This window comes from Bacillus sp. LJBS17 (assembly GCF_019334685.1).
In the GTDB taxonomy this organism is placed as follows: Bacteria; Bacillota; Bacilli; order Bacillales; family Bacillaceae; genus Bacillus; species Bacillus subtilis.
Genome location: NZ_CP079759.1, coordinates 884,380 through 906,995 on the forward strand (window position 1 = coordinate 884,380; position 22,616 = coordinate 906,995).

The 22,616-nt window shown below is 45.8% G+C and carries 24 protein-coding genes; 17 read left to right on the top strand and 7 right to left on the bottom strand.

The features are described from left to right. The first annotated feature begins 7 nt into the window (after nucleotides 1-7). The 7 genes from catD to lnrN all read left to right on the top strand — a co-directional run bounded on the left by catD (nucleotide 8) and on the right by lnrN (nucleotide 6,718). A complete protein-coding gene (gene catD / locus KXZ66_RS04430) occupies nucleotides 8-412 on the top strand; it encodes a DoxX family oxidoreductase CatD (RefSeq protein ID WP_049140598.1) in 405 nt (134 codons plus the stop codon). Nucleotides 413-429: 17 nt separating this feature from the next. Further along, nucleotides 430-1,287 carry a catechol 2,3-dioxygenase gene (gene catE / locus KXZ66_RS04435; RefSeq protein ID WP_049140597.1) on the top strand — a complete coding sequence of 286 codons (858 nt, stop codon included), beginning with the start codon at nucleotides 430-432 and terminating at the stop codon, nucleotides 1,285-1,287. A gap of 117 nt (nucleotides 1,288-1,404) precedes the next feature. Then, nucleotides 1,405-2,607: a sensor histidine kinase gene (locus KXZ66_RS04440; protein WP_080351437.1), complete on the top strand. Its 1,203-nt coding sequence runs from the start codon at nucleotides 1,405-1,407 to the stop codon at nucleotides 2,605-2,607. Further along, entirely contained in the window at nucleotides 2,604-3,266 is a 663-nt protein-coding gene (gene lnrK / locus KXZ66_RS04445; RefSeq protein ID WP_032726622.1) for a two-component system response regulator LnrK, read from the top strand. The genes KXZ66_RS04440 and lnrK overlap by 4 nt, the downstream gene beginning before the upstream one ends. 142 nt (nucleotides 3,267-3,408) lie before the next feature. Next, entirely contained in the window at nucleotides 3,409-4,344 is a 936-nt protein-coding gene (gene lnrL / locus KXZ66_RS04450; protein ID WP_024572985.1) for a linearmycin resistance ATP-binding protein LnrL, read from the top strand. Nucleotides 4,345-4,356: 12 nt separating this feature from the next. Beyond that, nucleotides 4,357-5,547, top strand: coding sequence for a linearmycin resistance permease LnrM (lnrM, locus tag KXZ66_RS04455; RefSeq protein ID WP_032726620.1), 1,191 nt, complete (start codon nucleotides 4,357-4,359; stop codon nucleotides 5,545-5,547). A 13-nt stretch (nucleotides 5,548-5,560) separates the two neighbouring features. Continuing rightward, complete coding sequence (gene lnrN / locus KXZ66_RS04460) at nucleotides 5,561-6,718, top strand: linearmycin resistance permease LnrN (protein ID WP_049140595.1); 1,158 nt, start codon at nucleotides 5,561-5,563, stop codon at nucleotides 6,716-6,718. Between the two features lie 72 nt (nucleotides 6,719-6,790). Here the strand turns inward: lnrN and padR are convergent, their stop codons facing one another. Beyond that, nucleotides 6,791-7,339, bottom strand: a complete 549-nt coding sequence (gene padR, locus KXZ66_RS04465; protein WP_003233588.1) for a transcriptional regulator PadR — start codon at nucleotides 7,337-7,339, stop codon at nucleotides 6,791-6,793. 272 nt (nucleotides 7,340-7,611) lie between these two features. Here padR and estB point away from each other — a divergent pair, with 272 nt between their 5' ends. The 3 genes from estB (at nucleotide 7,612) to bstA (ending at nucleotide 10,199) form a co-directional block, all read left to right on the top strand. Beyond that, complete coding sequence (gene estB / locus KXZ66_RS04470) at nucleotides 7,612-8,244, top strand: esterase EstB (RefSeq protein ID WP_003243184.1); 633 nt, start codon at nucleotides 7,612-7,614, stop codon at nucleotides 8,242-8,244. Between the two features lie 218 nt (nucleotides 8,245-8,462). Beyond that, on the top strand, nucleotides 8,463-9,551 hold the full coding sequence (locus tag KXZ66_RS04475; RefSeq protein WP_029317461.1) for an acyltransferase family protein: 1,089 nt from the start codon (nucleotides 8,463-8,465) through the stop codon (nucleotides 9,549-9,551). A gap of 111 nt (nucleotides 9,552-9,662) precedes the next feature. Then, nucleotides 9,663-10,199, top strand: coding sequence for a bacillithiol transferase BstA (gene bstA, locus KXZ66_RS04480; RefSeq protein WP_015252524.1), 537 nt, complete (start codon nucleotides 9,663-9,665; stop codon nucleotides 10,197-10,199). On the opposite strand, the gene KXZ66_RS04485 is transcribed toward bstA, so the two are convergent. Both KXZ66_RS04485 and KXZ66_RS04490 read right to left on the bottom strand, forming a co-directional pair. Further along, nucleotides 10,196-11,752 (bottom strand): MFS transporter, encoded by a 1,557-nt coding sequence (locus KXZ66_RS04485; protein WP_021481173.1) that lies wholly within the window; start codon nucleotides 11,750-11,752, stop codon nucleotides 10,196-10,198. The two genes, bstA and KXZ66_RS04485, sit on opposite strands and share 4 nt — an antisense overlap. A gap of 111 nt (nucleotides 11,753-11,863) precedes the next feature. Further along, the gene (locus tag KXZ66_RS04490) at nucleotides 11,864-12,346 is read right to left on the bottom strand and encodes a MarR family transcriptional regulator (protein ID WP_003233577.1); all 483 of its coding nucleotides are present in this window, start codon (nucleotides 12,344-12,346) and stop codon (nucleotides 11,864-11,866) included. Between the two features lie 170 nt (nucleotides 12,347-12,516). On the opposite strand from KXZ66_RS04490, the gene mprF reads away from it, so the two are divergent. Beyond that, nucleotides 12,517-15,087, top strand: coding sequence for a bifunctional lysylphosphatidylglycerol flippase/synthetase MprF (gene mprF / locus KXZ66_RS04495; protein WP_219144830.1), 2,571 nt, complete (start codon nucleotides 12,517-12,519; stop codon nucleotides 15,085-15,087). 18 nt (nucleotides 15,088-15,105) lie between these two features. Here the strand turns inward: mprF and KXZ66_RS04500 are convergent, their stop codons facing one another. Then, the gene (locus tag KXZ66_RS04500; RefSeq protein ID WP_014476203.1) at nucleotides 15,106-16,083 is read right to left on the bottom strand and encodes an ABC transporter substrate-binding protein; all 978 of its coding nucleotides are present in this window, start codon (nucleotides 16,081-16,083) and stop codon (nucleotides 15,106-15,108) included. A gap of 130 nt (nucleotides 16,084-16,213) precedes the next feature. Between KXZ66_RS04500 and KXZ66_RS04505 the strand changes: the two genes are divergently transcribed. The 4 genes from KXZ66_RS04505 (at nucleotide 16,214) to KXZ66_RS04520 (ending at nucleotide 19,911) form a co-directional block, all read left to right on the top strand. Continuing rightward, the gene (locus KXZ66_RS04505) at nucleotides 16,214-17,215 is read left to right on the top strand and encodes a FecCD family ABC transporter permease (protein ID WP_003233570.1); all 1,002 of its coding nucleotides are present in this window, start codon (nucleotides 16,214-16,216) and stop codon (nucleotides 17,213-17,215) included. Further along, a complete protein-coding gene (locus tag KXZ66_RS04510) occupies nucleotides 17,212-18,243 on the top strand; it encodes a FecCD family ABC transporter permease (protein ID WP_049140593.1) in 1,032 nt (343 codons plus the stop codon). Before KXZ66_RS04505 ends, KXZ66_RS04510 begins: the two co-directional genes overlap by 4 nt. Nucleotides 18,244-18,357: 114 nt before the next feature. Then, nucleotides 18,358-19,239, top strand: a complete 882-nt coding sequence (locus tag KXZ66_RS04515) for a PhzF family phenazine biosynthesis isomerase (protein WP_038829483.1) — start codon at nucleotides 18,358-18,360, stop codon at nucleotides 19,237-19,239. A gap of 87 nt (nucleotides 19,240-19,326) precedes the next feature. Further along, entirely contained in the window at nucleotides 19,327-19,911 is a 585-nt protein-coding gene (locus KXZ66_RS04520; protein ID WP_015252518.1) for an NAD(P)H nitroreductase, read from the top strand. A 38-nt stretch (nucleotides 19,912-19,949) separates the two neighbouring features. Here KXZ66_RS04520 and KXZ66_RS04525 read toward each other — a convergent pair whose 3' ends face one another. The 3 genes from KXZ66_RS04525 to KXZ66_RS04535 form a co-directional block, all read right to left on the bottom strand. After that, nucleotides 19,950-20,141, bottom strand: a complete 192-nt coding sequence (locus tag KXZ66_RS04525; protein WP_003233561.1) for a YfhD family protein — start codon at nucleotides 20,139-20,141, stop codon at nucleotides 19,950-19,952. A 66-nt stretch (nucleotides 20,142-20,207) separates the two neighbouring features. After that, nucleotides 20,208-20,318 (bottom strand): YfhE family protein, encoded by a 111-nt coding sequence (locus KXZ66_RS04530; protein ID WP_003223230.1) that lies wholly within the window; start codon nucleotides 20,316-20,318, stop codon nucleotides 20,208-20,210. A gap of 54 nt (nucleotides 20,319-20,372) precedes the next feature. Next, nucleotides 20,373-21,284: a TIGR01777 family oxidoreductase gene (locus KXZ66_RS04535; protein ID WP_032726611.1), complete on the bottom strand. Its 912-nt coding sequence runs from the start codon at nucleotides 21,282-21,284 to the stop codon at nucleotides 20,373-20,375. Between the two features lie 88 nt (nucleotides 21,285-21,372). Between KXZ66_RS04535 and recX the strand changes: the two genes are divergently transcribed. Both recX and KXZ66_RS04545 read left to right on the top strand, forming a co-directional pair. Continuing rightward, nucleotides 21,373-22,167 (top strand): recombination regulator RecX, encoded by a 795-nt coding sequence (recX, locus tag KXZ66_RS04540; RefSeq protein ID WP_029726844.1) that lies wholly within the window; start codon nucleotides 21,373-21,375, stop codon nucleotides 22,165-22,167. A gap of 1 nt (nucleotide 22,168) precedes the next feature. Next, nucleotides 22,169-22,483 (top strand): YfhH family protein, encoded by a 315-nt coding sequence (locus KXZ66_RS04545; protein ID WP_049140592.1) that lies wholly within the window; start codon nucleotides 22,169-22,171, stop codon nucleotides 22,481-22,483. Nucleotides 22,484-22,616 lie beyond the last annotated feature (133 nt).

Below are 22,616 nucleotides of genomic sequence, written 5' to 3' on the forward strand. Positions count from 1 at the left end.
GGATAAAATGAATAAATCATTTGAAATTGGCACATTACTTTTAAGGCTTATTACAGGTATTATCTTTTTTGTTCACGGTTTATCAAAGTTTCAGGGAATGGAGGGCACCATCCAATTTTTCGGCAGCATAGGCCTTCCAAGCTTTATGGCGTATGTCATCGCAGCGATTGAACTCATTGGCGGAGTGCTTGTCTTCTTCGGATTGGCTACACGTATTGTCGGTGTACTGTTCGCCCTTACACTGATCGGCGCCATCATCACTGTTAAGCTGAAAGCGCCATTCATGGGCAATGCAGAATTTGATTACCTTCTGCTTTTGACATCCATTCACCTGGCGCTTACTGGAAGTCGATTTCTGGCGCTGGATCCATTTGTGTTTAAAGGAAAAAAGAACGGAAACGTTTCAGCATAAGAAAAGAGGCATGCAGCATGACCAGCATTCATGAGGATACACACATTGGCTATGCCAAACTCACAATTCGCAGTCTGGAGCGTTCGCTTCAGTTCTACTGTAACGTCATCGGTTTTCAAGTCTTAAAAAAGACGGATCGCCAAGCTGAATTAACGGCTGACGGGAAACGCGTACTGCTTATTCTTGAAGAAAATCCGAGCGCTGTCGTCTTTCCTGAACGGTCTGTGACAGGCCTTTATCACTTTGCGATTCTTCTTCCGGACAGGAAGGAACTTGGGATCGCGCTCGCCCGCTTGATTGAACACGGCATTGCTATCGGACATGGGGACCATGCTGTCAGCGAAGCGCTCTACCTGTCTGATCCTGACGGAAACGGCATTGAAATGTATGCTGACCGCCCCCGCAGCACGTGGCAGCGTGATCTGGAAGGAAACTATGTCATGACGACAACCGCTGTTGACATTGAGGGCCTTCTGGAAGAGGCAGGAGATGAGCGGAAAGCATCGCTTCCGAACGATACAATCATCGGACACATTCATCTGCATGTCAGTGATTTGAAAGAAGCAAAGGCGTTTTACACAGATGTACTGGGCTTTGACATTGTCGGAAACTATGCGGGCATGTCCGCCCTCTTCGTTTCAGCCGGGGGGTACCACCATCATATCGGCTTAAACATTTGGGCGGGAAGAAATGCGCCGCCTAAACCGACAAATGCCAGCGGACTAGACTATTACACTGTTGTCCTGCCTCACCAAGAGGAGCTGGTTTTAGTGGCGAACCGAGTCAAACATGCCGGGTATTCGATTGAAGAGACGGAAAACAGTTTTCGTGTGAAAGACCCTGTTTCCGGCGCCTATATTACATTTGTGATTTAACTGCAATCCCCTTGCCGAAAAAACGGCAGGGGGATTTTTTATTTTCCAGAAACTCCTGTCAAAAATGCCCTCAGGCAGGTATGATAAGAAGGGAATTGGGTATCGGGAGTGATGAGCGTGAAGGCTCTTTTTTTTACTAGGATTTTCACCTTAATGGTAAGCTGTTCGGTTTATTTTTTTCTTGTAGAGGATGACAGCTGGTTTGAGTATTTGTTCATCGCTGGCGGTGCAAGTGTATTCTTAGCAAATCATCTCTTATTAAGGGTACAGAAATATGCAATTATTTTTTGTCTAATTGATATTGCAGTTGGCTTTTCGTTCGGTTTCATGTTTCCGGGTACAGGTTTATATATTACATTGCTCAGCCCGGTTGCAGTTACCTTTTTTCTGAAGGGATTTGACCGAAAAACTGTATGGTCTGTCCTGTGTTTTTGTTTTATGATGTGGCTGATTGTTCTATTACGCACATATCATATGCTTGGTGATGAATATGTGATGGATCATTGCATCAGCATGACATTCGTTGTCTTCTGCGGTGTCGTGGGCAAATTAATCCGCAAGCTGTTGGAGGCTCAGGATACGGCAAAACAGCAGTTTCAGGAACTGACGGAGTCCCATCTGGCGCTGTCTGCTGCACATCAGGAGCTCCATTTATATGCGAAGCAAGTTGAAGAGCTGACTGCCATTTACGAGCGGAACAGAATGGCGCGGGAAATCCATGATACAGTGGGGCATAAAATGACGGCTCTTCTTGTCCAGCTGCAGCTTTTGCGTGAATGGCAAAAAAGAGACAGTCAAAAAGCGGATGAGACAGTAGGTGTCTGTGAAACACTTGCCCGTGAAGCGCTTGATGATGTCCGCTTATCAGTACGCACTCTGCAAACTGAAAACGATCCTTCGCTAATCGAATCGCTGAAACAGCTGACAGAGGACTTTTGCAAAAATGCAGGAGTCACAACAGAATTTGCGGTCAGCGGCGATCCTGCAATCATCCCGCTGTCTCTCCATCCGACCCTGATCAGAACGGCGCAGGAAGCACTGACCAATGCCAAACGGCACGGCGGCGCCACAGCTTGTTCGATACAGCTTGCCTGCACAACGGACAGCATCAGCCTTGTCATTAAGGATGACGGCAAAGGCAATCCCGAGGCAGCACTTGGTTTTGGCCTCTTGAATATGAAAAAGCGGGCAGCGGAACATGGCGGAATGATCCGCTTTGAAAGCGAACGGGATCAAGGATTTACTGTGAATGCAGAATTTTCACTCGCCAATAAAAAATGGAGCTTCAGGCCCGTGCAGCAAAAGGAGAGTTTATCATGATTAAGATCATCATTACCGACGATCAGGATATTGTCAGAGAAGGGCTGGCATCCCTGCTCCAGCTCCGAGAAGAGCTCGATGTGATCGCAACGGCGCGAAACGGACAGGAAGCATTCGAAAAGGCGAAAGAGCTGGAGCCGGATATCGTATTAATGGACATCCGCATGCCGGTTTCCAACGGGGTGGAGGGAACAAAATTAATCACAAGCTCGCTGCCCGGTGTAAAGGTTTTGATGCTGACAACCTTTAAGGATTCAGCGCTGATTGCTGAAGCGCTTGAAGAAGGAGCAAGCGGGTACCTGCTGAAGGATATGTCGGCAGATACGATTGTAAAAGCGGTGATGACTGTTCATTCTGGCGGAATGGTGCTTCCGCCGGAATTGACTGCTCAAATGCTGAATGAATGGAAGCGTGAAAAACAGCTGAAAGGAATAAATGAGATAGAAAAACCTAAGGAGCTGCTCGGCCTGACCGAGCGCGAAATCGAAGTTCTGGCTGAGCTGGGGTACGGGCTGAATAACAAAGAAATTGCCGAAAAGCTTTACATTACAGAAGGCACAGTCAAAAACCACGTTTCAAATATTATCAGCAAGCTGGCTGTCAGGGACAGAACCCAAGCCGCCATTTACTCGGTCAGATATGGTGTATCTGTCTTTTGACATATGACGTTTTGCATATACGCTTCTCTGAAAAGGCCTTTTACAGGCCTTTTTTTCATGCCCTATGTTCTATCTGCCGCTACATGCCGCACGCCTTTCTTTCTTCTACAATGGCAATGGATCAAAAAAGGAGTGAGACGACGTGCTGCAAGCAGAAAATATCAAAAAGGCATATGGGAAAAAAACAATCGTGAAAGGCATTTCTTTTTCCCTCCAAAAGGGGGAGTCGTTCGGTCTGCTCGGGCCAAACGGTGCGGGGAAGTCCACAACCATCTCGATGATTTCCGGCCTTGTGCCGCATGACAGCGGGAACATCACGGTGGGCGGCTATGTCATCGGAAAAGAAACGGCCAAAGCGAAACAAAAAATCGGCATTGTTCCGCAGGAAATTGCATTATATCCGACGCTGACGGCTCATGAGAATCTTATGTTTTGGGGGAAAATGTACGGACTTACGCACGGTGAGGCCAAAAAAAGATCGGCAGAGGTCCTTGAATATGTCGGTCTGACTGAGCGGGCTAAAGATAAGATTGAAACATTCTCCGGGGGGATGAAACGAAGAATCAACATCGGTGCGGCTTTAATGCATAAGCCCGAGCTGCTGATTATGGATGAACCTACTGTCGGTATTGACCCTCAATCGAGAAATCACATTTTAGAAACGGTTAAACAGCTCAACGAAACGGGCATGACGGTGATCTATACGAGTCATTACATGGAAGAAGTTGAGTTTTTATGCGACAGGATCGGGATAATTGATCAGGGGGAAATGATTGCGATTGGCACAAAAACTGATTTGTGCAGCCGCCTTGGGGGCGATACCATCATTCAGCTCACGGTCAGCGGGATCGATGAAGCGTTTCTTTTGGCGATCCGTTCCCTGGCTCATGTGAATGATGTAACAGTCCAAGAGTCAGAGCTCAAAATTGACATTTCTGCGGCTCATCATGAGAAAGTCGTCACAAGTCTGCTTGCTGAAGCTGCTGCTCATCATATAAACCTGCTGTCCCTTCAGGTGCAGGAACCGAATCTGGAGCGCCTGTTTCTGAATCTGACCGGCCGCACGTTGCGGGATTGAGGAGGGACGGCCATGAAAAAAAGCATATGGATCGCATGGAAAGATGTCAAAATCAGAATCACGGACAGAAAAGGGTTTATGATGCTTATCCTAATGCCGCTGATCCTAACGTGTATTTTAGGGGCGGCGCTCGGATCAGTTGTTGACGGAGGCAGCCGGATTGATGACATCAAAGTCGGCTACATTCAATCAGACCAGTCAGATGCAGCAAACATGTTTACAAAAGATGTTCTCAAAAAAATGAAGTCGATAAAGGCCACAAAAGCCGGCAGCGAAGACAAGATGAAAAAACTGCTTGATGAAAAGAAAATCGATGTAGGTATCGTCATCCCAAAAAATTGGGAAGCCGGCAAAACCTCAGCTGTTGTTTATGCCGCTCCTGATCAAACATTGAAAACTTCCATCATCGAAACAGCTGCAAGCTCTTTTATAGAGCAATATAAAGCGGTAAAGGAAGCCGCGTCAGCCTCAATGGACTACATCAGCAAAACGGAAGCTGTACAGCAAGGAAAACTTGACCCTGCACAGTTTGCAGAAAAGCTGGCAAAGATGCTAGAAAAAGAAACAGGTGACAAGCTGACTATTGCGGAAAAATCTGTGGGCAGCAAAGCCGTTAACAGTTTTCAATACTATTCGGCGGCAATGCTTTGCATGTTTATGCTGTTTCATATCACAGTCGGGGCGAAATCATTTTTACAGGAAAAGGATACGGAGACGCTTGCCAGAATGCTGATGACGCCTGCGCAAAAATCCGTCATTCTCTTCGGAAAATGGCTTGGGACGTATCTGTTTGCCATCATACAATTTTTCATATTTCTGATCGTCACAATCAATGTATTTGGTGTGGACTGGGGCGGTAATCTGCTGTTCGTGAGTGTACTCGGGCTTTCTTACGCCGCAGCTGTATCTGGTATTTCAATGCTGCTTGCGTCGTGCATCAGCGATATGAAAACTGCAGATGCGATAGGCGGCTTCGGCATTCAATTGCTTGCGGTTCTCGGCGGGTCCATGCTGCCGCTGTACCAATTTCCGGACGTCTTGCAGTCTGTATCCAAAGCGGTGCCAAATCGCTGGGCGCTTGACGGCTTTCTTTCTTTAATGGAAGGGGGAGGCTGGGCTGACCTTCAAAAGCCTGTGCTTCTTTTTGCGGCGATCGGCTTTTGTTCACTTGTAATTGGTATCAGACGGCTTCATACAAGATAAGGAGGTACAAAAGGTGAAAAAAATTCTAGCCATTTGCGGCATTGAGCTTTCTCTCATTTTTAAGAAGCCACAGAACTATTTGATCATGTTTGCTGCCCCGCTTTTGCTTACCTTTGTATTTGGGAGTATGCTCAGCGGCAATGATGATAAGGTGCGGCTTGCAATCGTTGATCAGGACGATACGATTCTCTCACAGCATTATATTCGGCAGCTGAAGGCACACGATGATATGTATGTATTCGAAAACATGTCTGAAAGCAAAGCGTCAGAAAAGCTGAAACAAAAGAAAATTGCCGGGATCATCGTCATTTCCCGCTCGTTCCAGACACAGCTGGAAAAAGACAAACATCCTGAACTGATTTTCCGTCACGGCCCTGAGCTGTCGGAAGCGCCGATGGTCAAACAATATGCAGAAAGCACATTGGCAACGCTCAATATTCAGGTGACCGCGGCAAAAACGGCATCGCAGACAGCTGGAGAGAACTGGAAGGCTGCGTATAAAACCGTTTTCGCCAAAAAACATGAAGATACAGTTCCGGCTGTAACACGACAGACGCTCAGTGATAAAAAAGAGGGTGCGGAAGCAAGTGACACAGCCTCCAGAGCAGCAGGGTTTTCCATCCTGTTTGTCATGCTGACCATGATGGGAGCGGCTGGAACCATTTTAGAAGCAAGAAAAAACGGCGTATGGTCCAGATTGCTTACAGCCTCTGTCAGCCGAGCCGAAATCGGTGCTGGGTATGTGCTGTCCTTCTTTGTCATTGGCTGGATTCAATTTGGCATATTGCTTCTCGCAACCCATTGGCTGTTTGGCATCAACTGGGGGGATCCGGCTGCAGTTATTGTATTAGTGTCACTTTTTCTATTGACCGTTGTCGGCATTGGATTGATGATTGCGGCCAATGTCAGAACGCCAGAACAGCAGCTTGCGTTCGGTAACTTGTTCGTCATCGCAACATGTATGGTGAGCGGGATGTATTGGCCGATCGACATTGAACCGAAATTGATGCAATCCATCGCTGAATTTCTTCCGCAAAAGTGGGCGATGAGCGGGCTGACAGAGATTATCGCTAACGGTGCCCGCGTCACAGATATTCTCGGAATCAGCGGCATTTTGCTTTCATTTGCTGCGATCACTTTCGTAGCGGGGCTTAAGGCGCTCCGAGCCTAAAAAACATCTGCCGTTTAGGCAGATGTTTTTTTGCATGTGGGTACATTCGTATGGGTGCAGCCTGAACTGCGGTTAATCCTTATCTATCATAGCTAAAATTGATTCCAGCCAAGAAACGTAATTTTTCTCCCGCTCCAGCGCTTTCGTCAGCACAAGATAGTGGCCGAAGTCCGGTGAAGAAAATGACATCGGCTCTGCTGAAGCCATAAGCTTTTCATAGCTTCCCTGTAAGTCAGAAAGCTTGGCCTGGCGTTTTTGCAGCTGGTCTTTGAACAAATCAGAAGCCTCCTGGCGCGATAGACAAGAAATGAAATAAGCCTTCAGCATAAATTCATCCTTCACCGTCTCGGGTATCGGCTGGTGGCGGATCAGCCAGTCATGCAGCTCCTGCTTTCCGCTGTCTGTCAGGGTGTACATCTTTTTCTCCAGCTTTGTGCCCTGAATCGTTGTCCGGAACGTGATAAATCCTTCATCCGTCAGCTTTTTGAGCTCAGGGTAAATCTGGCTGTGCTTGGCGCTCCAAAACTGGCCGAGCTCCTCTTTAAAATAACTCGTAATATCGTATCCACTCAATTCGCCTTTTCGCAAAAGCCCTAATATGGCGTATTTTAATACTCTCATGCTATCCTCCGTGTCTGGCTGTTTCGCAAAACAGATGAGCCGGTGCTCAACTGTGATTCTAACTGCCTATTCCCCTTATTATAGAAAAGGGAGGAAGGGAACACAACCGGGCTCTTTGGAAATGAAGATAAAAGGTTTGTCAGTAGGTATCCGATTTATCTCCGTCAATATAAAAGAGATTTAAATTTAATTTTCAGAAAAAATATTAACCATATTGATTTTTTATGTATAATAGGAAATTGGTGTTATCAACATTTTAAGGGGGAATAAACTTGAAAAAAGTACTTATGGCATTCATTATTTGTTTATCGCTGATTCTATCTGTTTTAGCCGCTCCGCCGTCTGGCGCAAAAGCTGAATCAGTACATAATCCTGTCGTTCTTGTTCATGGAATAAGTGGTGCATCATACAACTTTTTCGCTATTAAAAACTACTTAATTTCTCAAGGCTGGCAAAGCAACAAACTGTACGCAATTGATTTTTATGATAAAACAGGAAATAACCTAAATAACGGCCCGCAGCTTGCTTCATATGTTGACCGTGTTTTAAAAGAGACGGGGGCAAAAAAAGTAGATATTGTGGCTCATAGTATGGGAGGCGCCAATACGCTGTACTATATTAAATATTTAGGCGGAGGCAATAAGATTCAAAATGTCGTAACGCTTGGAGGGGCTAATGGTTTAGTGTCATCAACCGCGCTGCCGGGTACAGATCCTAATCAAAAGATCCTCTATACATCTATTTACAGTCTCAATGATCAAATTGTCATCAATAGCTTGTCTCGGTTACAAGGAGCGCGAAACATCCAGCTTTATGGCATCGGTCATATTGGCTTGCTCTCTAATAGCCAAGTGAACGGCTATATCAAAGAAGGGCTGAATGGCGGAGGCCTCAATACAAATTAATATCTTCATAAAAAACCTGCAGTCTCCGTTACGGCAGGTTTTTTGCATTTTTCTAGCAATCTCGTCTGAGAAAGATACACCAATAAGCCAGAGGGGTTTATGACCTTAGTCTATCATGCATACGTCAATTTATGACATCAGGCACTTTTTCAAATAGAGCGGACATGTTAAGGTACAACCATCGATTTCTATCAATTTGAAATAAAAGGAGCGCTGTTATGCAAATTAAAGAAATTTTTATGATCCGCTGCATTTCGTGCTTAAGTGTCGTCTTGCTCCATATCATTTCAATGGTCCTGATGCTTCAGGCAGAAGCTCTTGCAGATATTTCTCACACTGTTGATTCTTTCCGCACACTCCTGATGTTCAGCACGCCCGCTTTTATTTTCATCTCTGAATTTTTACTGGCCCGTTCTTATCCTGATGGGGTGCCTGACGGTTTTTTAAAGAAGCGGGGAAAAGTGATTTTTGTTCCTTTTCTATTTATCGCGGCCATCGATGCGCTGCTGATGACCAGTGCGATGGGGGGAGAGGTAACCTTTCTCGCGTTTGTGCAAAAATATCTGGAGAACGTATTCTTAGGAAACTTTATCGGATACTTCATTCTCGTCATCTTTCAATTTTACATGCTGCATATGATGTTTCATGAGTATTTGAAAAAAGCATCGCCGAAATGGGTGCTGTCTATCTCATTTGTGGTGACAGCCGCTTATTTAGGCTATTTCTCCGCAGCCAGCCCGGCTCCTGCTTCTGAAGAGGGAGGGGCATTTCCGTTCTTCTGGGTTCCGTTCGCAGGCTGGCTTTTCTACTTTTGTCTAGCCTACTATTGCGGAAAAGAATACAAGCGTTTTTTAGCGCTGCTGAACCAATACCGCTGGGTGGTGTACGGCGCTGCAATTGCTTCTGGGGCGCTGGTTGTCACTGTTTCTTATGTCGGTGAAATCGGCATGATCAGCTCGAAGCGGCCTGATATCATGCTGTATTCAACAAGCATGATTTTCCTGTGTTTTCACTTGTTTTCCAAAATGAAGCATGTGCCGAAAATCATGATGTTTATCAGCAACTATTCCTTTTCGATTTATCTGCTTCATGCCTATTTTATGATTATAGGCTACGTGTTGCTTTTGAATATGCCCGAAATTCCTGCCGTACCGGCTGTTCTCCTGCTGTTTGCCGTGTGTACAGCCGGCCCGATTCTGACCTCGTGGGCACTGAATAAATTCAAATACGGGTATTTATTTGTGGGGAAAATTTATCAGCCAAAACAGAAGAAGGTAACAGTCGAAGTGCGTGATCACGCAGGGTGAAAAGCAAGCGGCAGGAGGGCTCCTGCCGCTTGTTGTGTATTAAATCATACAGCATACACAATCTTTTTCTTGTAAAATAAAAGATAAGAGTGAAAAGAAGGGAGAACATGCATGACATCAGTCAATCTAAGCTACCCAATAGGAGAATACAAGCCGAGGGAATCCATATCGAAGGAGCAAAAAGATAAGTGGATTCAAGTGCTTGAAGAAGTGCCGGCAAAATTGAAGCAAGCTGTAGAGGGCATGACGGACAGCCAGCTTGACACACCGTATCGGGACGGTGGATGGACCGTTCGGCAAGTTATTCATCATCTGGCTGACAGTCATATGAACAGCTATATTCGTTTTAAATTGAGCTTGACGGAAGAGACACCGGCTATCCGTCCGTATGATGAAAAAGCATGGTCGGAGCTAAAAGACTCGAAAACGGCAGATCCGAGCGGCTCACTTTCGCTTTTGCAGGAGCTTCACGGAAGATGGACGGCTCTGCTCCGCACCCTGACGGATCAGCAATTTAAGCGCGGATTTTATCACCCTGATACAAAGGAGATCATTACCCTGGAGAACGCGCTCGGCCTGTATGTCTGGCACTCACATCACCATATCGCTCATATTACGGAGCTTTCCAGACGGATGGGGTGGTCTTAACGCTTTTGCCGGCGGAAAGCCGGAATACTGATAGCAGCAATCACCAGAAGTGAGATCACAGCAGCCGCTGCATATAAATGATCATAGCCGCTGGCGACACTCGCATGAATGGCGTCGCTTATCGCGGTTTTGACTTCAGGAACGGGAATGCGTTCGATTTGTTCTTGTAAAGAAGAAACATCAGAACTGTCGATCTCCGGAATCATCTGCATCGCCTTTTCTGAATATCCGCTGTCCGATAAGTGGCTGCTGATCTCATCACCTATTTGGTCAAACCCGGCTGTGATAAAACCTGCATAAAGAGTAGGCGCCAAGGTCAGTCCAATTTGCCTTACTAATGAAAGCGTGCCAAGAGCTGTACCCTTATTTGTTTTTGCCGCTTCTGATACAAGGACGTTCAGCGGAGCGCCTAACAGAAAGCCAAAACCGATCCCAGCTGCCACACTTGCGATCACAAACTCCCATTTTTCCGTCACCCAGAGCGGAAATAAAGCAAACCCCGCACATGAGATGATTCCCGAAAGAATAACGGTTTTTACAGGACCTTTTTTGTCGGTAAGCGCTCCGCCAAGCCAAGCGCCGATTCCGGAAGCCAACGCAAGCGGTGTCATCCAATAGCCTGCTTTTGCGGCAGGGACACCCAAATACTGCTCGACATATGACGGGATAAAAATGACTGCCGCCAAGAGCCCCCCGGATAACAAACCGATGATAAGCGTGCGCTGAAACATATGGTTTCGCAGCAGAGAATACGCCAAAATGGGATCGCCTCCTCGCATTTCAACTCTCTTTTCATACGAGATAAGCGCTGCAAAACAAAGTATGCCAAAAATAATACATCCATAAACCTCCGGATTCCCCAAGCTGTGTAAGAGATTTGCCCCGTCAAGGTTCGTCATGCCGTACATCACGGCTAAAATCGACAGGGATAGAAGGAAGATTCCGGCCGTGTCGAGGCGCTTAGCTTCAGGTGCTTTTGTTTCCGCGATAAAGTATGCGCCGAAAACAACCAATAGCACTGCAATCGGCAAATTAATCAAAAATAGCCAATGCCAAGACCCGGTCCAATCAAGCAGAAAGCTTCCGATATTTGGCCCTAGCACAGCGGCCATCCCGTTCATTGCGCCAAGCAGCCCAAGGGCCTTCCCCTGTTTTTCCTTTGGGAGAGTCGCGAGAATGTGAGAGCTGCCGATGATGAAAATCCCGCCGCCTCCAAGCGCCTGAATCAGCCGCGATATCAGAAAGAGCGGGAAGCTTTGGCTCAAAGCAACAAGCAAAGAACCAAGTCCGAACAGGCAAACCTCAATGAGAAAGAGTTTTTTTCTGCCGTAGCGGTCGGAAAGCTTTCCGACGATTGGCACACTGACGCTAAGACCAAGCGTATAAAGGGTAATGCCCCATGATCCCCAGGAAGGAGAAACGGAAAACGACTCGTTTATCGTTGTTAAGGCAGCTGAAATAATTCCGTTATCTAGCGCAGCCATAAATACACCAATCGTAAACAGGCTGATCGCCCACTTTTGGCCTTTCTGCTCTGTTAATGATTCAGACATATTCATCAACCCCTTTTTTATTCATTCAAAGTATATTATTCATTTTAAATGAACTAAATGTCAAATAAAAAAAGCCTGCTCCCGCAGTTTGCGGATGACAGACTTACAGATTTATTCTTTTTTCGCTTTTTCTAATGCTCTTGAAAGGATAGACAGCCCTTCGGAAACCGCCTGCTTTTCTTCAGGGGACAGCAGCTCTAATGAACGCTTCAATTTCAGGTGGCCTTTTTCATACAAACCCCGGAAAATCTTTTTCGCATTCTCTGTCAACTGAACAACTACAGAGCGGCGGTCCTCTTCAGAATGTGAGCGTTTGACAAATCCTGATTTTTCAAGCCGGTCAAGCAGCCCAGTTGTATTGGACAGGGAAGCCCCCATTTTTTCAGCAATGTCGCTCACTTTCAATGTTCCATGGTTGTTTAATAGCATCAGCACCTTCATTTGCGGCATGCTCATATCCAGCTTCATCCACTCGGACACATCACCGAGCCCGGCGGAAGTTAAGACTTTCATATAGAGCACCCATATTTCCCGTTCCTCCGATGAAAGAATGTTTTCGTTTAATACTGTTGTATCGTGTAAATTATATTCCATTTCATCACTTCCTCATCATTCACTCCTCTTACCATATTACTCGATTTTCACTCCTGAAAGAAAGTGAGCAAAACCGCATGCGGGACTTTGTCCGAAAAATAACGGTAGTGTATAATGAGTTGGAGATTATTGGGGGAGAGGATCGAACTAGAATATGATTGGAGAGACCATTGCTGATTAAAAAGAATGCTTTATCAATATTAAAAATCGTTTTTCCTATTGCTGTTTTGCTATTTGTTATTTATCAATCGAAAAAAGAACTGACAAATCTGTCTTTCAAACGTACGCTCATGGTCATCAACGGACTGGAACGAACGGACTTATTCATGCTTGTGTTGATCGGCTTGCTGGCTGTTGCGGCCATGTCGCTGTATGATTACGTCCTGAAATACTCACTGCGCCTATCGATCACAAACGGAAAAGTATTCAGGGTTTCCTGGATCGCCAATTCATTTAATAATGTGCTGGGCTTCGGCGGTTTAGCCGGCGTCGGGTTAAGAATGATGTTCTATAAGGAGCATACGAAAGACCATAAGGCACTCGTGAAAGGAATCGCCTGGCTCACATCATCTATGCTGCTCGGATTATCTGTTTTCAGCATTTTCGTCGCTGCGAGAGTGCTGCCAGTGGATGAAGTGATTCATGAAAAGCCTTGGCTATGGGCGGTCGTTATCGGTTTTGCGCTGATATTGCCGCTGTCTTTGGCGGTGTCCAAAATAAAAGACCGCAAAGCTGGGGACGAAGAGAATGCGGATAAAGTGAAAAATCCGATTTTCGCATATATTGGAGCTTCAGTTGTTGAATGGCTCATGGCCGGGATCGTCATCTATTTTGCTTTGTTCGCTATGGGCATTCATGCAGATATCAGGTATGTGTTCGGGGTGTTCGTCATTGCGGCGATCGGAGGAATGATCAGCCTCGTGCCGGGCGGCTTCGGCTCGTTTGACCTTTTATTTTTGCTGGGGATGGAGCAGCTTGGCTATCATCAGGAGGCCATCGTTACTTCTATTGTGTTGTACAGGCTCGCCTACTCATTTATCCCATTTATCTTGGGGCTGTTCTTTGCCGCCGGCGACCTGACGGAAAATACAATGAAGCGGCTCGAAACGAACCCGCGCATCGCACCGGCAATTGAGACGACAAACGTTCTGCTTGTTGTTCAGCGTGCGGTATTAGTGAGAATTTTGCAAGGCTCGCTTTCCCTTATTGTGTTCGTAGCAGGTCTGATTGTCTTGGCCTCTGTTTCCTTGCCGATTGACAGGCTGACGGTTATACCGCACATTCCGCGCCCGGCGCTTTTGCTGTTCAACGGCCTGTCCTTAAGCTCAGCGCTCATTCTGCTAATTTTGCCGATTGAGCTTTATAAACGGACAAAACGTTCCTATACGATGGCCATTACAGCGCTTGTCGGCGGCTTTGTGTTCAGCTTTTTAAAAGGGCTTAACATCAGCGCGATATTCGTACTGCCGATGATTATCGTATTGCTTGTGCTATTGAAAAAACAATTTGTCCGCGAACAGGCATCCTATACACTGGGACAATTGATATTCGCTGTGGCGCTGTTTACTGTGGCGCTCTTTAACTACAATCTGATCGCGGGCTTTATTTGGGACCGGATGAAGAAGGTGCTGCGTCACGAATATTTCGTCCACAGCACCTCGCATATTACACATGCAACCATCATGGCGATCATTATTGTGCCGCTGTTCTTCTTGATATTTACAGTGGTCTATCATAAGAGAACGAAACCGATCGGAGAGAAAGCTGACCCTGAGCGTCTTGCTGCGTTTCTTAATGAAAAAGGCGGCAACGCGCTGAGCCATCTTGGTTTTCTTGGAGATAAGCGGTTTTATTTTTCCAGTGATGGGAATGCACTGCTTCTATTCGGGAAAATCGCCAGAAGGCTGGTCGTGCTCGGCGATCCGTCTGGCCAAAGAGAATCATTCCCGCTCGTGCTGGAAGAATTTCTGAACGAAGCGCATCAGAAGGGATTCAGTGTTTTGTTCTATCAAATTGAACGAGAGGACATGGCGCTGTATCACGATTTTGGCTACAACTTCTTTAAACTTGGCGAGGAAGCATATGTAGATTTAAATACATTCACCTTGACTGGGAAGAAAAAAGCTGGCCTTCGGGCAATCAATAACCGCTTTGAGCGGGAGGAGTATACTTTCCATGTGGATCATCCCCCATTTTCTGATGCGTTTTTGGAGGAGCTGAAGCAAATCACAGACGAATGGCTCGGCTCGAAAAAGGAGAAGGGATTCTCGCTCGGATTTTTTGATCCTTCCTATTTACAGAAAGCGCCGATCGCCTATATGAAAAATGCAGAAGGAGAGATCGTTGCATTCGCAAATGTCATGCCGATGTACCAGGAGGGAGAGATATCGGTTGACCTAATGCGCTATCGCGGCGACGCTCCAAATGGCATTATGGACGCATTGTTTATCCGCATGTTTTTATGGGCAAAGGAAGAGGGCTGCACGTCATTTAATATGGGGATGGCACCCTTGGCTAATGTCGGCACTGCCTTTACATCCTTCTGGTCCGAAAGGTTTGCCGCTGTCATTTTTAATAATGTCAGATACATGTACAGCTTCAGCGGCCTAAGAGCCTTTAAAGAAAAATACAAACCGGAGTGGCGAGGGAAATACTTAGCGTATCGGAAAAACAGATCTCTTTCTGTTACCATGTTCCTCGTTACACGTCTGATTGGCAAAAGCAAAAAAGACTCCGTCTAATAAGACGGAGTCTTTTTTTTATTTCGTTTTTAAGAAGTAGGTTTCAATATCATCAAGCAGGTAGTTTGCGGCTTTAATTCCGCCTGCGGTTGTCCATACGACGTCATCGACTTCATGCGCATTACCTGATTTCACGGCCTTTAGGTTTTTCCATAGTGAACTGCTTGTCCACTGATTGGCCCATTTTTCATTTTCCTTTGCATTATCGGCTTTATAAGTGAAATAAAACAGCACATCAGCATCCATATCAGGAATAGATTCTTTACTGTCAGTTGAGAACGTAAATTGGTCCTTTTGTTTCTTGAACAGTTCTACTTGTTTTTCAGGGCGTTTGAAGCCAAGCTGGTCTAAAATAATCCCTGAGAATGAATCGGTATAATAGATTCTTGATTCACCGGATAAAAAGCGTACGACTGAAACGGTTTTGTTTGTCTGGTCGCCCAGCTTGTTTTTTAAATCAGAAACACGTTTATCAAAATCGGCAATGACTTCCTTGCCTTTGTCCGCCTTATTCACCGCGTTGGCGTATAGAGTCAGGTTATCCTTCCAGTTCCCGGCCAAAGATTCAGCAAAAACAGTCGGCGCAATCGCATTTAACTGATCATAAATTTTTTCCTGGCGCACTTTGTTTCCAATAATCAAATCAGGCTTTAATTCTGCGATGGCTTCCACATTCGGTTCCGTTTCAAGACCGACGTTTTTAACACCTTTCATGTCATCTTTCAGATAGTCATACCACGGGTCGCCCTTCCATGACTTTACGGCTCCGACCGGCTTAATGCCAAGCGCTAAGAGCGCCTCTGTTCCTTCATTAGTTAAAACAACAATCCGTTTTGGATTGGCGGGAATGTTGTCTGATGTCCCCATTGCATGTTTGACCGTTCTTGTTTTGCTGCTTGACCCCTCGCTGTTGCTTGAACTTTCTGAACTATTACAGGCAGAAAGTACCATAACGGCCATTAAAAATACGAATAGCATGCTGATATGCTTTTTCATCTTTTTCCTCCCAATATTGAAATTCATTATCATTTAGATCATAATAAGCAGTGTTAAGAGTGTCAATCCCTAATTGAGGATTATTCTCAAAAACAAACATTACATAGTAAATAACTAGGAGAATTAGATCATGATCTGCAAAAAGGCATCTTCAAAATGGATTGTGTTAGTATGTCTGATTTTCATTTTACTGGCGGCTGTCTGCGCAAGCGTCGTGTACGGCTATACAGGTACGTCATGGAGACAGGTCTATCAGGCGTTTACTTCCTTCAATGGAACAAATGAGCATGTCATCATCAAGGATGTCAGGCTTCCGCGCGCTTTGGTTGCGACAGTCGTCGGCGCCTCGCTTGCAGCCGCAGGCGCTCTCATGCAGGCGCTCACAAAAAATCCGCTTGCGTCACCGGGGATTTTCGGGATTAACGCCGGTGCAGGTTTTTTTATTGTTGCCGGATCGTTTTTTCTGCATATTCAGTCACCTCAGGCATTAGTATGGAGCTCGTTTCTGGGGGCAGCATTTACCGCCGCGATCGTCTATGCAGCAGGCTCGCTTGGGAGGGAAGGGCTGACGCCAATCAAACTGACGCTGGCGGGAGCTGCCATGGCAGCCATGTTTTCTTCTCTGACACAGGGCTTGCTGTCTGTCAACGAACTCGAGCTTGCCCAGGTGCTTTTTTGGCTGACTGGCTCTGTGCAGGGCCGGAGTCTGGATCTGTTGATGACGATGTTTCCATATGCAGCGGCAGCGCTGGTAATCTGCTTCTTTCTCGGCCAAAAAATTAATCTCCTCGTTATGGGAGAAGATGTGGCAAAAGGACTCGGCCAAAAAACGGGTCTGTTAAAATTTGTGATGGCGCTTTGTGTTGTCATGCTTGCAGGGTCTGCTGTCGCCATTGCCGGGCCGATTTCTTTTATCGGCATCATTATTCCGCATTTTGCCCGCTTTGTCGTTGGTAATGATTATCGCTGGGTTCTGCCATTTTCCGCTGTTTTGGGTGCCATTTTGCTTGTTTGCGCGGATATCGGTGCGCGATATATCATTATGCCTCAGGAAGTTCCTGTCGGGGTCATGACCGCCATCATCGGAATGCCTGTGTTTGTGTACATCGCAAGAAGGGGGGCGAAGCTATGAAACTTCGTTTTGGCGTTACTGCGGCTGAAAAGAAAGCATGGATCGTCTTTTTAATTTTACTGGGGTTAACAGCTGCTGTACTCATCATAAGCGCAGGTCTCGGACAAAGGTTTATTCCTCCCTGGGATGTAGCAAAAACATTCTTTGGTGCAGGTTCCAAGCTGGATGAACTGATGATCATGTCGTTCCGCATGCCAAGAATTTTGACGGCTTTATGCGCCGGTGTCTGCTTGGCAGCGGCAGGCGCGATATTGCAGGGGCTCGTCAGAAACCCTCTCGCATCTCCGGATATTATCGGAATAACAGGAGGAGCGGCGGTAGCGGTCGTGCTTTTAATGATGTTCTTCTCAGACCGCAGCAGTTCACTTACGATCAGTCTGTCATGGCTTCCAGCAGCCGCATTTATCGGCGCATCGGCTGTCGGGCTCATCGTCTATTTACTGGCATACAAAAATGGCGCCTCCACATTTCGGCTGGTGCTTATCGGAATCGGATTTTCAATGTCGGCGCAGGCGATGACTACCCTGTTGATGATCAAAGGCCCGATTTACCGGGCATCACAAGCCAATGTATATATCACTGGGTCAGTTTATGGGTCAAACTGGCAGCATGTAAAAATAGCTATTATCTTATCTGTCATTCTCTTATTCATTTGTTTTGTCGCGCTAAAAAATATGAATATACAGGTGCTGGGTGAAGATATTGCGGCGGGTGCAGGAAACGCTGTGCAGCGAAATCGTTTTTTCTTGCTCCTTTTGAGTACGGCTCTTACGGGTTGTGCAGTTTCAGTTGCCGGCACAATCGGTTTTGTCGGGCTGATGGCGCCCCATATTGCAAGACGGCTTGTCGGCTCATCTTATGGCGCGCTGCTCCCAACGTCGGCACTTATTGGAGCTCTGCTCGTTTTAACAGCTGATATCGTCGGCAGAACCTTATTTGCTCCGGTGGAAGTGCCGGCCGGCGTCTTTACAGCGGCTATCGGCGCACCTTATTTTATTTATTTGCTCTATAAAACAAGAAATTCTTGATCGTTACACCCATTTTCTTAAAAAAGAAAATGGGTTTTTATGATAATGACTGAAGATTCGTAATTATTTTTGCTATACTGACAGAGACATTGATAAAGAAAGGGCGGCAGATGAATGAAAGAAGCAGAGGTATTAAAATATGAAGCATTTACAAGCAGTCCCGGCAAAGGAAACCCCGCAGGCGTCGTATTGCAGGGAGACGATTATACGGAAGACGAGATGCAGATCATAGCTGAGCGTGCCGGGTATTCAGAAACCTCCTTTATCCGAAAAAGCGAGTCGGCCGATCTTGAACTCCGTTACTTTACCCCTGGACACGAAATGAATTTGTGCGGTCATGCGACAGTTGCTTCTCTTTACGCATTATGTGAGAAAGGAATGCTGGAGAGCGGTAAAACGTACAGCATCCAAACGAAAGCGGGTATCCTGCCTGTGAAGATTTCTGAAAAAGATGGCCGCATTCATATCACGCTTGAACAGGCCTCTCCGCAATTCAAACCATTTACAGGCGATCGGAAAAAACTTGCGGACGCACTGGGTATCACCGATGAAGATTTTCATGAAGACCTTCCGATTGTGTTTGGCAGCACTGGCATATGGACAGCCATCGTTCCGCTTAAATCATTGGAGGCTTCCAAAAAAATGGTGCCAGATAACAAACAATTTCCGGAAGTGTTAATTGATCTGCCAAAAGCTTCAGTCCATCCGTTTACCTTTGAAACCGTTCATCCCGACAGCGACCTGCACGGACGCCACTTTTCATCCCCGTATTCGGGAACGATTGAAGACCCCGTGACCGGCACAGCATCCGGCGTGATGGGGGCTTATATGAAACATTATGGCAATGCCGAGCAGCATAAATTTATCATTGAACAAGGGCAGGAAATTGGAAAAGACGGAAAAGTGGAGATCGAAATGAACGAAGCCGGCGGCCATGTGAAAGTGAACATGACAGGAACAGCCGTTTACTCAGAAACCCGTATTCTTAAAATCTAATACGGATGATGGTTTACAAAAAGATGCACTTTCCGTTATCATTATGAAATGATAATCATTTTCAATTGCATAGGAAGGTGAGACGGTATGCCTCAAACCGAACAAATACATCAGCATTCAGTACTGCGGGACATCATACGCAGCAGAAGATCGATTCGAAAGTTTAAACAAGAGCCAGTACCTTCAGCAGTCATTCTTGACATGCTTGAAACGGCAAAATATGCGCCAAATCACAGAGTGACAGAGCCATGGAGATTTATTTACGTTTCCAGTGAGTCAGGTAAAGCGAACCTCATCAATACATTTGCAGCGTTCTCTAAGAAATCCAAGCCGGATATGACAGAGGAAAAGCTTCAAAATTTCAAAAACACACTTGGGCGCGTTCCGGGATTTCTCCTCGTCGTGTTTCAGGAAGATGAAAACGAAAGAGCGCGGGACGACGATTTTGCGGCAACAAGCTCGTTGATTCAAAATCTTCAGCTTCTTGCTTGGGAAAAAGGAATCGGCATGGTTTGGAAAAGCGGAAAAATCCTTTATGACAAAGAAGTCCATCAGGCCTTTGGTTTGCAGGATAATGAGCGTTTCGCCGCCATCATACAAACAGGTTATCCTGACGAGGCGCCGGAAGTGAAAAAACGCACACCGATCCGCGACCGGTTCACTGAAATGTAAAAAACCCCTTGTCTCAAACGGAGACAAGGGGTTTTTCATTAACGAGATTTCTTTTTCGCTCTGTTGTCGGCTGCTTTCGCACGCTCTTGCGCTTCGCGGTCATCTGCATCAGCAAGCTCGGTTGAATATTCTTCGTAAACGCCGTCAGTTTCCCTTTTTAATGCATCGGGAACTTGTGGAAGCTTTTGTTTGTTTTTATCACGGTTTTTGTGGATATGATTTCTGCCCATATCAAATTCCCCCTAAAAAGTGATATCAAACAAAGATAGTATTTGGTTTTAAGGAGCTATGTATTCCTACTTTCGCTTAGCAGCTTTTTCCGCTTTTTTAAATTCGCCTGAATAAAGAACTTCCTGCATTTTTTTCAGGTTGGCGCCTTGCTGGTGCTTCTCCCTCTTTTTTTCCATATAAAGGACCTCCTTCAACCATGTTATTCTTAAGGTTGACGCTTCCTGCTGTTTTTATACAGTCTTTCGGTCCGCTATCAGCTGTGAGAGTGCAAATTCAAGATCCGAATATGTAAAACGAAATCCAGAGGTTATCGCTTTTTTAGGAAGAGCGCGCTGTCCTTTCACAATCAAAAGACTCATTTCACCCAATGCTTTTGATAAAAAGAATTCCGGGACGGGGAGCCAGTGCGGGCGGTGCTTCACCCGTGCAATCGCTTTTCCGAATTGCTTCATGTCCACAGGATTGGGTGCGGTGACATTCATTGGGCCTGAGATGCCGGCGTTTTCCACCGCATATCGGATCATCTGGGCCGCATCCTCGACATGAATCCATGACAGCCACTGCCTTCCCGTTCCAATCGTTCCGCCGGCCAGAAACTTATAGGGGAGAACCATAAGCGGTAAAGCGCCTTTTTCTCCAAGCATCACGCCAAATCTCGCATAAACTGTCCGGATACCCATCGCTTCAATATGCTGTCCTTCCTTTTCCCACAGGTGTGCAGTATGACTGAGAAAATCCTCATCTGACGTTGCAGAATCCTCTGTGAAAGTTTTCTCAAGGCTTGTGCCGTAAATGCCCACGGCACTGGCTTGGATCAATGTCTTCGGCTTCTCCTTCTGTTTCTGAATAAGCCGCTGCACTTCACGCGTCGCATTGATACGGCTGGAGAGAATGTGCTGCTTTGTTTTATTTGTCCAGCGGCCAAAAATCGATTTTCCCGCAAGGTTTATCCAGACATCAATATGAGGAAGTTCCTGCTCCGGGGCGGCTCCTTCCGTCAGCCATTGGACATATGTCATATTTTTTTGTTCAGTTTCCCTTGCGTTTCTTGATAAAATATAAACATGGTGTCCCTGGCGGGTAAGAACGCCTGTCAGATGCTGGCCGAGAAAACCGGTTCCGCCCGTCATTGCGATATTCATGAACATCTCTCCTCATCGTTCTAATAAATATACTTTACCTCATTGTAATAAAAGAAAACGCGTTTCAGGCCTGAGAAGGGAGATTAAGATGCCGTTTATTACAAAAATATCAACGCAAAAAAAGAATACGGAACGCTTCAATATTTTTCTGGATGATAAATACGCCTTCAGTGTGGACGCGGATGTGCTCGTGAAATTTGAGCTCAAGAAGGGAAAAGAACTCGATGATCTTGACATCATTGAGATTCAATACGGCGATGAAGTGAAGAAAGGCTTCAACCGTGCGCTTGACTTTTTATCCTATCGAATGCGGTCGACGAAAGAGGTCGAGGACCACTTAAAGAAAAAAGAAACCTCGCCCCCCGTCATTGCGGAAGTCATCCATAGGCTTAACGATTACAAGTACTTAAACGACCAGGAATTTGCCGCAGCCTATGTCAGCACTCACAAAAAAACAAACGGAAAAGGCCCTGATGTTTTGTTCAGAGAGCTAAGAGCGAAGGGAATTGATGACGATACAATTAAGGAGGCGCTAAGTTCCTTTTCCTTTGAAGATCAGACAAGAGAAGCGGTCAAGCATGTTGAAAAGCTTCTCAAAAAAGATAAAAAGCTTTCGACGAAAGAATTCAAACAGCGCGCCCAGCTGCAGCTTCAGCGCAAGGGCTTCTCATTTGATGTTATCAGCGCGGCGATGGATCAGATTGAATATGAAAATGATGAAGACACAGAGAAAGAAGCGCTGCGCCTTCACGCGGAAAAAGCGTTTAGAAAATACCGCTATGACGGCTCATATGAAAGCGCCATGAAGGTCAAACAATTTTTATTCCGCAAAGGATTCTCACTCGATTTAATCGAGCAATTACTGCAGGAAGAGGAGTACTGAAATGGAGAAACGATACAGTCAAATGACACCTCACGAACTCAATACCGAAATCGCATTACTTTCTGAAAAAGCAAGAAAAGCCGAACAGCATGGAATCATAAACGAACTGGCAGTGCTCGAACGGAAAATTACGATGGCAAAAGCATATTTACTGAACCCGGAAGATTACTCACCGGGAGAAACATATCGTGTGGAAGACACTGAGGACGAGTTTACCATCAGTTATTTAAATGGCGTTTTCGCATGGGGGTACAGGACCTCTTCCCCCCAGCAAGAGGAAGCGCTGCCAATCTCAGTATTGCAAGAAAAAGAATAAAGCGTAACAGGAGGCTGATGATCAGCCTCTTTTTGTTTGCAGCACATTTACACGAATTCTTAAAGAAAAAATCATTGAATTCACTTGAAAAATCTTTTAAGATGAAACTCGTTGTTTTTTAAAATCAAAGGAG

Bases quoted from the DNA above. Each gene is read 5' to 3' on its own strand.
- catD (WP_049140598.1), top strand. From the start codon at position 8: ATGAATAAATCATTTGAAATTGGCACATTACTTTTAAGGCTTATTACA.
- catE (WP_049140597.1), top strand. From the start codon at position 430: ATGACCAGCATTCATGAGGATACACACATTGGCTATGCCAAACTCACA.
- lnrK (WP_032726622.1), top strand. From the start codon at position 2,604: ATGATTAAGATCATCATTACCGACGATCAGGATATTGTCAGAGAAGGG.
- lnrM (WP_032726620.1), top strand. From the start codon at position 4,357: ATGAAAAAAAGCATATGGATCGCATGGAAAGATGTCAAAATCAGAATC.
- padR (WP_003233588.1), bottom strand. From the start codon at position 7,339: ATGAGAGTATTAAAATACGCCATATTAGGGCTTTTGCGAAAAGGCGAA.
- KXZ66_RS04475 (WP_029317461.1), top strand. From the start codon at position 8,463: ATGCAAATTAAAGAAATTTTTATGATCCGCTGCATTTCGTGCTTAAGT.
- bstA (WP_015252524.1), top strand. From the start codon at position 9,663: ATGACATCAGTCAATCTAAGCTACCCAATAGGAGAATACAAGCCGAGG.
- KXZ66_RS04485 (WP_021481173.1), bottom strand. From the start codon at position 11,752: ATGTCTGAATCATTAACAGAGCAGAAAGGCCAAAAGTGGGCGATCAGC.
- KXZ66_RS04490 (WP_003233577.1), bottom strand. From the start codon at position 12,346: ATGGAATATAATTTACACGATACAACAGTATTAAACGAAAACATTCTT.
- KXZ66_RS04500 (WP_014476203.1), bottom strand. From the start codon at position 16,083: ATGAAAAAGCATATCAGCATGCTATTCGTATTTTTAATGGCCGTTATG.
- KXZ66_RS04505 (WP_003233570.1), top strand. From the start codon at position 16,214: ATGATCTGCAAAAAGGCATCTTCAAAATGGATTGTGTTAGTATGTCTG.
- KXZ66_RS04510 (WP_049140593.1), top strand. From the start codon at position 17,212: ATGAAACTTCGTTTTGGCGTTACTGCGGCTGAAAAGAAAGCATGGATC.
- KXZ66_RS04515 (WP_038829483.1), top strand. From the start codon at position 18,358: ATGAAAGAAGCAGAGGTATTAAAATATGAAGCATTTACAAGCAGTCCC.
- KXZ66_RS04520 (WP_015252518.1), top strand. From the start codon at position 19,327: ATGCCTCAAACCGAACAAATACATCAGCATTCAGTACTGCGGGACATC.
- KXZ66_RS04525 (WP_003233561.1), bottom strand. From the start codon at position 20,141: ATGGGCAGAAATCATATCCACAAAAACCGTGATAAAAACAAACAAAAG.
- KXZ66_RS04530 (WP_003223230.1), bottom strand. From the start codon at position 20,318: ATGGAAAAAAAGAGGGAGAAGCACCAGCAAGGCGCCAACCTGAAAAAA.
- KXZ66_RS04535 (WP_032726611.1), bottom strand. From the start codon at position 21,284: ATGAATATCGCAATGACGGGCGGAACCGGTTTTCTCGGCCAGCATCTG.
- recX (WP_029726844.1), top strand. From the start codon at position 21,373: ATGCCGTTTATTACAAAAATATCAACGCAAAAAAAGAATACGGAACGC.
- KXZ66_RS04545 (WP_049140592.1), top strand. From the start codon at position 22,169: ATGGAGAAACGATACAGTCAAATGACACCTCACGAACTCAATACCGAA.